Annotated in this window: 6 protein-coding genes; all 6 read left to right on the plus strand. The window is 43.1% G+C overall.

From position 1 onward, the window contains the following. Positions 1–335: 335 nt before the first annotated feature. Positions 336–656, plus strand: coding sequence for a DUF805 domain-containing protein (locus H524_RS17900; protein ID WP_044122223.1), 321 nt, complete (start codon positions 336–338; stop codon positions 654–656). Positions 657–779: 123 nt separating this feature from the next. Continuing rightward, on the plus strand, positions 780–1,463 hold the full coding sequence (locus tag H524_RS0111480; protein ID WP_027940302.1) for a DUF805 domain-containing protein: 684 nt from the start codon (positions 780–782) through the stop codon (positions 1,461–1,463). Positions 1,464–1,565: 102 nt separating this feature from the next. Beyond that, positions 1,566–2,003, plus strand: coding sequence for a DUF805 domain-containing protein (locus tag H524_RS16810; RefSeq protein WP_052339083.1), 438 nt, complete (start codon positions 1,566–1,568; stop codon positions 2,001–2,003). 583 nt (positions 2,004–2,586) lie between these two features. Further along, positions 2,587–3,192: a DUF805 domain-containing protein gene (locus H524_RS16815; protein ID WP_052339084.1), complete on the plus strand. Its 606-nt coding sequence runs from the start codon at positions 2,587–2,589 to the stop codon at positions 3,190–3,192. A 249-nt stretch (positions 3,193–3,441) separates the two neighbouring features. Continuing rightward, a complete protein-coding gene (locus H524_RS16820) occupies positions 3,442–4,704 on the plus strand; it encodes a DUF805 domain-containing protein (RefSeq protein ID WP_052339085.1) in 1,263 nt (420 codons plus the stop codon). Positions 4,705–5,320: 616 nt separating this feature from the next. Then, the coding region (locus tag H524_RS0111500) for a TRAP transporter substrate-binding protein (RefSeq protein ID WP_027940303.1) at positions 5,321–6,675 on the plus strand (1,355 nt) is incomplete at its 3' end.

The raw sequence follows: 6,675 nt of genomic DNA on the forward strand, positions 1-6,675 counted from the left end.
ACTATCGGCATTAAGCGTGCAGATGCTCATCACCATTTAGTGGCAATGTTTTATAACGTAATGCAGCTAATCAATCTTGGTATAAAAATCAAATTCTAGCCAAGGTAACTAAAAGTTTGGATCGTAATTCAATATATCCTGCTTAAACGGCGGGAGGGGCTGTCACGCCTTATGCAAGTAAAAATCAAGGAGTGACATACAAAAAACGCACTAATGCTAGTAAAACAATCTTTGTTTCAACATCATTTTAGTTGTCAAAGTCATCTTGCCATTTTTAAAACTTGCTTACTGCTTTTAGAATTTGAATAATAGAAGGTCCCTTTACTATTTGCTTAATGGCTCGTCGCCTTCACGATCGCAATATGAGCGCTTGGTGGTTAGCACTGCTCATCATCCCAACTATTGGCTTGTTAATTTTGCTCTTTATCTGTGCTCTGCCAGGAACTAATGGCACCAATCGTTTCGGCCCTGATCCTCTTGGTCAAGATGACGGATCTAATAGCTTTTACAATCAAAACAATGAGAATGATTATTCTGACGGCCCATACCATAAGAACGACTTTCCTTTTGATACTGGCAGTAGTGAGACAGATAAGCTCAATGATGATTTCAAGCGCAAGCTACGCGGATCATTTCAAGATAAAGACGATAAGTAGCCATTCACTATACAAATTGCTATGTGAGACTGCTTTGCGAAAGTAAGATCGTCACAGCACTAATTTACCAACAAACATTTGTACTTATCAAAGATCAGTACTACAAGATATGCGGAGCCACTAGTGAATATTAAAGAGGCCTTGATAGCTGGATTCAAAACCAAAGGACTACGTTTTTACGGTCGTTCTAGCCGTGCAGAGTTCTGGTACTTCTATATAGCTACCATGATCTTCATTGGTGTATCTTTTAAGCTCAATGCTATCCCAACAATTGGTTCACTACTGCAAGCAGTAGCGATCATTGCCATTATTGCCTGTCAATACACAGCCACGATCCGTCGTCTCCATGACACTGACATGGCTGGCAAGATCGTAGCTGTTCCTTATTTATTTACCTTGGTATATCTGATCTCTTGGGGTCCTTTAAATGCGCTGCAGCCAGAGTATGGACCAAAGATCTTAGATGGCATTATCACTGTAATTACTTTAAGTTACTTTTATATTCTCTTCCTCTGCGCTAAGCCTGGTACTAAAGGCAATAACAAGTACGGCACTGATCCTTTAGATACAAGCAAAGAGTCTCAAGACTTCATTAATCCTGTGCACATGGAGGTACCTCAGTATTTAGGTGATCCATGGGCGAAGTTTAAAGCTCGTGTTGCTCGCGACAAACAAAAGCAGCAAGAAAAAGAAGAGGCTATCGCTGCCGGTAAAGAAGTTGAAGAGGAACCTAAATACGTTAGTGTTCCAACACCAAAGAGCGATAACAACAAGCCATCTCGTCGCGATCGCAACAAAAATAAATAGGCCCTAGCTCTACCATAGACATTTGCAGCTAAATCTATACAATCTAAATGCAGCTTTTATAAGCTACTGATCTACATTTGTATATTGAATACAGGAGATATCATGTACGGCTTAATATCCGCCATCAAAGTTTGTCTTAAGGACAAGTTATTCATCACAGGCGGTCGCGCAGGACGCGCTGAATTTTGGTGGTTTACTCTTTTTGCTGTTGCTGTTCGTGTTGTCTTTTTGCCACTTAACACCATTCAGTACTTAGGCATTATTTACTCTGTCATTAACTTCATTGTATTCGTAGGTCACTACACTGTAATGGTTCGTCGTCTTCACGACTCCGGCCGTTCAGGCTTGCACATCGGCCCAATGCTCGTTGGCCTTTTAGTTTCTTTTGCAGGCTTCGTAATCGTAATGCCACTAGCTGTAACTGTAGGCGAGATCATTGCAGGCTTAGGCGCTCTTTACGTACTTGTTCTGTGCGTTCTTAAAGGTGATGCAGGCGACAATCTCTTTGGCCCACCATCCCCACTGCCAAGCAAGGCCTAATAAGACCATCTTCCATCTAACACGGCAGCATCCACCATCTTAATCTACATAGTTTTAAGATCGCTGCCGTGCCCCACCGCACAAGCTAACACCACAAATTTACGATCCCCACGATCCATCAGAGCAAGCACAAACCACATCTATTCAAAGCTGGCAAAGTGTAGTCAAAACACCTTTGACGAACTCACTCTTACAAAGCTCACAATCCCAAGAACTACTAGTAACAGAGCCTTCTAACTAAAGCACTAAATCACATCACTAAACAAAGGCAAGATCCTAAAACCATACTGTATTGAGCCACGATATATTCAACCTAGGTATACGGTACAAATGCTTATTTATGGTGCACACTCAAAACTATGGTTCCAAATAAACATATCTATACAAGCGAATGAAATTAATGCGTGAGATATATCACAATACTAGTACACATTATTAACATATAACATTGCCATGCTATATTCGCTGCAAATTTAACAGACGATCTTCGCTCGTCTGCAATCATAAGCACTAAGAAGACGTTATCTGTTCACAAAACGTATCCGTTCTTAGATTTTTAGTGCAAAGCATAAGGATATTTAATATGGACTTCAAGCAGGCGTTTATCACTTGCGCTATAGAAAAGCGTTTCAACTGGCAAGATCGTGCATGCCGTAGTGAATTTTGGTGGTTCTATTTAGCTACCGTCGTTATTGGCATCATCGCATCTCTTTTCAATGCCATTCCACTTATCGGCCAAGTCATTGCCTTAGTAATTAACATCGCCATTTGGTGGTTATCTACTGTTGCAGCTATCCGTCGTTTACACGACATTGATAAGAGCGGCTTTTGGATCTTATTACCAGCAGGCGCATCTATAGTTGGTATTACAATGCTGGTTATAGGTCTTTTTGGTGGCTCAGACTTATTATTTGCTCTTGGATTCATTGTTGCTATAGGCGGCTCAGGCTATATGATCTTCTTACTTGTTCAGCCAGGCACCCCAGGTCCAAACAAGTACGGTCCAAATCCTCTTGCTACTGCCGCATACAATGCATCTGATATGTCAGCCACTACAGCTAATGATATGTCCGCTCCAGCAGACAACAACATGTCAGAGCCTGCTGCTAACGAGACTCTTAGTGCAGCTAATGAGGAAACTCCTGCAACAAGTGAAGCTCAGCCTCAGGACAAGAACAATCAGCAGTAATACTTATATTGATAAGCAGCTTTATTTTTAAGCTTGCTCCAGACGCTTATAAATGTCACAAAGCAGCCCCGCTATTTTAATAGTGGGGCTGTTTTGTTTGTAATGGATGCGAGTCGTGTTAGATTTTGCTCAATGAGTTTGAGCATGGCTTGGTGATTTTTGATACGATCTTTAGTTACTGCCTCATTACACATATTTTTCTAACAGATATGTACTGACAGTCTAATCAAGAGCATTGAGGATTGGTTTATGAATTTTCAGCGTGCCATCAAGGTTTGCATAGTAGAAAAACCTTTTAATTGGAAAGATCGTGCATCAAGATCTGAGTTTTGGTGGTTCTATCTGTTCACAATCTTATTGAACATACCTCTTAGCATCCTCACTTATTTGAGCACTATCGGAGAGATTCTCAACCTTATTGCCTCAATTGCGATCTCTTGGCTAATTTGGATGGTCACTATCCGCCGTCTGCATGACACCAATAAGAGTGGTTGGTATTCAGTTATACCTTTTGCCACACTCCTTGCAATGGTGCTCCTTGCTCTTATTTTTTCTGATGCTTTTGAAACTGAAGCAGCCGCAGTTGGTCTCGTGGCGGTATTGATCGTAGGGTGGATTGCTGTCCTTATTTACATGATTGTGCTGCTAGTCCAACCAGGTACCGTAGGACCAAACCGTTTTGGCCCTGATCCTTTAATGGAAAACTACCAAGGCTACAACTACAATAACGGCGGCCAATTTAACGCTAATGGCCCTGCCTTTAATCCAAATGGACAAGGCTTTGGCCCTAATGGCCAAGGTTTTAACCCAAACGGCCCATTCAACGGCTATGGTCCAAATGGGCCATTTAATGGCCCAGGCCCTCAAGGCGGCCCTGGCGGTTCAGGTTTTAACCCAAACGGCTTTAACCCAAATGGCCAAGGCTACGATCCTAACAGCCCGTTTAATGGCCAAGGTGGCCCGGGCGGTCAAGGCTTTAACCAAAACGGCTTTAACCCAAATGGTCAAGGCTATGATCCTAACGGTCCATTTAATGGTCAAGGCTACGATCCTAACAGCCCGTTTAATGGCCAAGGCGGCCCGGGCGGTCCAGGCTTTAACCAAAACGGCTTTAACCCAAATGGCCAAGGCTACGATCCTAACGGTCCATTTAATGGTCAAGGCGGCCCGGGCGGTCCAGGCTTTAACCAAAACGGCTTTAACCCAAATGGTCAAGGCTACGATCCTAACGGTCCATTTAATGGTCAAGGCGGCCCTGGTTTTAATCCAAATGGTTTTAATCCAAATGGCTTTAACCCAAATGGCCAAGGCTACGATCCTAATGGTCAAGGTTTTGATCCACACAGCCCATATAATGGTGAGCCTAATAGATCTGAGCACGATAATTTTGCGGCTAATGATCCGCGCAATGATCAGGATGTTTACCGAGGCGATCAGAACAACGCTGATGCCAACTTTAACGATCCATCTAATGGCTCAAACAACTCTAACGACTCTCATCATCGCTTCTAGATCTTAGCGACTAAAAACCTAAACTATTACGATCTTTATCTAAAGCAGCCCTGTCCACAAAGACGGGGCTGTTTTGTTTTGTCTCAGAGGGCTATTGTTAAAAGAGTGGAGATCAAATTTGAATTTTTATGTTTAGTTTGGGTGCAAGTTAATTCAAAAGTCGCAAAAACACTCTCAACTAAGCTGAAATTGAAGTGATCAAGAACTTTCTTTACAACAGAGATCACTTTTTATCAAGCCGTGTCTGACGTGGCTTTATAGCTTTGCTAGAATGATGAGGATATAGGTCTAAATGTAGACTTGTTATCATTGTTTATTACAACAAATTCAGAGTTAACCTTTTCTGACAGTAAGTTGCACTTGAGCTACCGCAATAAAAGCCAATGGCTAGATGATCTATGAGCTTTGATTAGATCTCTTTACGCTCAAGCCTAAAAGAAAAGTACTCATATAAATGTTGTAAAACGAATTCTTAGGGGAATGGTACTGATTCGGCCACTGGCCGTTGCCATACCGCCAATGCTGCCGATTTTCAGTATAAGCTCATCTCAAAACCAACTTATATACATAGAAGTTAAGTGATTTTGATGAGTGCTCAGATGTAGGAAGGGGTCTGATGTTTTCACAAGTCGTATCATCACCGAAAGGACAATTCACAACAGTATTCGGTGCTTGCATTGTTTTAACTGCTGTTTCAACTGTAGTTTCAAACTTATCTGAGCCGGATTACTCCGTAACCATTCGTCTGTCACACGCCCGCACTGCTGGTTCATATGTTGACTTAAGTGCCAACAAGTTCAAGGAGCTCGTTGAGCAGAAGTCAGGCAATCGCGTTACTGCAGACATCTATCCAAACAATGGTCTGGCTGCTGGTCAACAAGATCGCGTCATGGACATGTTAACAAACGGCAGCATCGATATTCAGATTGCATCTGCGACCGATCTGTACAACCTCGATAACCGTTTTGGCACCTTCTGGCTTCCTTTCCTCTTTGAAAACGATGAGCAGATCAACTACTTCGTAAATGACGAAGAAGTTTTCACCACCATGCAGTCATGGTTAGATCCTCACAACATTTCTTTAAAGAGCCTCTACTCTGCCGGTGCTCGTCAGATCAGTAACAATGTAAAAGAAATTACATCCCCATCTGATCTTGAAGGCATGAAGTTCCGTGTACCTCCTTTCAATGCACCTCATAACATTTTCAAGACTCTTGGTGCTGAACCAGTTAGCATGAGCTTCTCTGAAGTTCCTTTTGCTATAGAGAAAGGCCAGATTCAAGGTCAGCAAAGCAACTTAGCTCTGTTCTTAACCTCCAAGTTATACGAGACCCAGCCTTACGTAACCATGTGGAATGGCATGTACGACATCCACGTATGGCTTGCCAATAAAGACACCATGAGCAAGATGAGCAAGGCTAACCAGAAGGCTGTTGATGAAGCTATTAAGGAAACCATTGCTTGGCAGACCAACATGGTTGAGAACTTCAATAAGCTCTATCTCAAGACCTTAGAGTCCAAGGGCGTAAAGATTACCTTCTTAACCCCAGAACAGCTTGCTGCTTTCCAACAGAAGGCATTCCCAATCTACCAGGATTACGTTGCTAAGTTTGGTACCGACACCTTAAACTTCGTCCTGAGCCACCGTGGTAAGCTTGGCAATACTGATAATGATGCAATATCCATCGACGCTGTTGTAGAGCAGACTGCTATTGATGCTGCCGAGAAGTCCTTAGAGGCTGCTCCAGAATTAGTTAGTAATGTTGTAGGCGATAAGCTCGAGACCCTTCCTGAGGGCGCTATAGCCGCTGAGCAGGCAGCTCCGGCTCCTGCAGCTGAACAAGCTGCACCTGCAGCCGAGCAGGCAGCTCCTGCCCCTGAGGCAAAGCCAGCTGTAGAACAGGCTGCCCCAGCACCTGTTGCAGAGCAAGCCGCACCTGCCCCTGAGGCTAAGCCAGCTGTTGAGCAGGC

Source organism: Anaerobiospirillum succiniciproducens DSM 6400, from assembly GCF_000482845.1.
Taxonomy (GTDB): domain Bacteria; phylum Pseudomonadota; class Gammaproteobacteria; order Enterobacterales; family Succinivibrionaceae; genus Anaerobiospirillum; species Anaerobiospirillum succiniciproducens.